The organism is Alcaligenes sp. PF14 (assembly GCF_037150615.1).
In the GTDB taxonomy this organism is placed as follows: Bacteria; Pseudomonadota; Gammaproteobacteria; order Burkholderiales; family Burkholderiaceae_B; genus Alcaligenes; species Alcaligenes phenolicus.
Genome location: NZ_JBAGRS010000016.1, coordinates 1 through 1,867, shown reverse-complemented (window position 1 = coordinate 1,867; position 1,867 = coordinate 1). Strand labels below are relative to the sequence as shown.

The window sequence follows — 1,867 nt, the reverse complement described above, 5'->3', positions numbered from 1 at the left end:
CAACCACAGAGATTAAACTGAAGAGTTTGATCCTGGCTCAGATTGAACGCTAGCGGGATGCTTTACACATGCAAGTCGAACGGCAGCGCGAGAGAGCTTGCTCTCTTGGCGGCGAGTGGCGGACGGGTGAGTAATATATCGGAACGTGCCCAGTAGCGGGGGATAACTACTCGAAAGAGTGGCTAATACCGCATACGCCCTACGGGGGAAAGGGGGGGATCGCAAGACCTCTCACTATTGGAGCGGCCGATATCGGATTAGCTAGTTGGTGGGGTAAAGGCTCACCAAGGCAACGATCCGTAGCTGGTTTGAGAGGACGACCAGCCACACTGGGACTGAGACACGGCCCAGACTCCTACGGGAGGCAGCAGTGGGGAATTTTGGACAATGGGGGAAACCCTGATCCAGCCATCCCGCGTGTATGATGAAGGCCTTCGGGTTGTAAAGTACTTTTGGCAGAGAAGAAAAGGTATCCCCTAATACGGGATACTGCTGACGGTATCTGCAGAATAAGCACCGGCTAACTACGTGCCAGCAGCCGCGGTAATACGTAGGGTGCAAGCGTTAATCGGAATTACTGGGCGTAAAGCGTGTGTAGGCGGTTCGGAAAGAAAGATGTGAAATCCCAGGGCTCAACCTTGGAACTGCATTTTTAACTGCCGAGCTAGAGTATGTCAGAGGGGGGTAGAATTCCACGTGTAGCAGTGAAATGCGTAGATATGTGGAGGAATACCGATGGCGAAGGCAGCCCCCTGGGATAATACTGACGCTCAGACACGAAAGCGTGGGGAGCAAACAGGATTAGATACCCTGGTAGTCCACGCCCTAAACGATGTCAACTAGCTGTTGGGGCCGTTAGGCCTTAGTAGCGCAGCTAACGCGTGAAGTTGACCGCCTGGGGAGTACGGTCGCAAGATTAAAACTCAAAGGAATTGACGGGGACCCGCACAAGCGGTGGATGATGTGGATTAATTCGATGCAACGCGAAAAACCTTACCTACCCTTGACATGTCTGGAAAGCCGAAGAGATTTGGCCGTGCTCGCAAGAGAACCGGAACACAGGTGCTGCATGGCTGTCGTCAGCTCGTGTCGTGAGATGTTGGGTTAAGTCCCGCAACGAGCGCAACCCTTGTCATTAGTTGCTACGCAAGAGCACTCTAATGAGACTGCCGGTGACAAACCGGAGGAAGGTGGGGATGACGTCAAGTCCTCATGGCCCTTATGGGTAGGGCTTCACACGTCATACAATGGTCGGGACAGAGGGTCGCCAACCCGCGAGGGGGAGCCAATCTCAGAAACCCGATCGTAGTCCGGATCGCAGTCTGCAACTCGACTGCGTGAAGTCGGAATCGCTAGTAATCGCGGATCAGAATGTCGCGGTGAATACGTTCCCGGGTCTTGTACACACCGCCCGTCACACCATGGGAGTGGGTTTCACCAGAAGTAGGTAGCCTAACCGTAAGGAGGGCGCTTACCACGGTGGGATTCATGACTGGGGTGAAGTCGTAACAAGGTAGCCGTATCGGAAGGTGCGGCTGGATCACCTCCTTTTAGAGCGAATGGCTCGCAAAGCGAAAGCGTCCACACTTATTGGCTGTTAGTTAATGTCATGACCATTGAAGGTATCGCCCACTGGTGATAGATGGGTCAGTAGCTCAGTCGGTTAGAGCACCGTCTTGATAAGGCGGGGGTCGTTGGTTCGATTCCAACTTGACCCACCAACGATTACCTCGGGGGATTAGCTCAGCTGGGAGAGCACCTGCTTTGCAAGCAGGGGGTCGTCGGTTCGATCCCGTCATCCTCCACCACCGCTTTTGTGGTTGGTTGTCGATACAGCAAGGTTCATGACAGAGTATAGGGCACAGGC

General features: G+C 53.9%; 2 tRNA genes and 1 rRNA gene. All 3 read left to right on the top strand.

The annotated features are described in order from the left end of the window. Positions 1 to 14 precede the first annotated feature (14 nt). A 16S ribosomal RNA gene (locus tag WFM49_RS18470) occupies positions 15 to 1,551 on the top strand. A 93-nt stretch (positions 1,552 to 1,644) separates the two neighbouring features. Then, a tRNA-Ile gene (locus WFM49_RS18465) sits at positions 1,645 to 1,721 on the top strand. 11 nt (positions 1,722 to 1,732) lie between these two features. Further along, positions 1,733 to 1,808, top strand: a tRNA-Ala gene (locus tag WFM49_RS18460). Positions 1,809 to 1,867: the final 59 nt, after the last annotated feature.